The 296-nt window shown below is 45.9% G+C and carries 1 rRNA gene; it reads left to right on the forward strand.

The features are described 5' to 3' along the window. Positions 1-145 precede the first annotated feature (145 nt). Positions 146-296 (forward strand): 23S ribosomal RNA (locus FDW88_RS01880); the annotation flags it as partial.

The following is a 296-nucleotide window of genomic DNA, read 5'->3' on the forward strand; positions in this document are numbered from 1 at the left end:
TTTGCTCTTTAAAAATCTGGATCAAGCTGAAAATTGAAACGACACACTGTGTCTGTTCTCCGTAATAAGAACAGATAAGCGGTGTGTTCGAGTCTCTCAAATTTTCGCAACACGATGTGTTTTACGAAACATCTTCGGGTTGTGAGGTTAAGCGACTAAGCGTACACGGTGGATGCCCTGGCAGTCAGAGGCGATGAAGGACGTGCTAATCTGCGATAAGCGTCGGTAAGGTGATATGAACCGTTATAGCCGGCGATTTCCGAATGGGGAAACCCAGTGTGTTTCGACACACTATC

It is taken from the genome of Citrobacter sp. wls829 (assembly GCF_005280825.1).
Taxonomy (GTDB): domain Bacteria; phylum Pseudomonadota; class Gammaproteobacteria; order Enterobacterales; family Enterobacteriaceae; genus Citrobacter; species Citrobacter gillenii.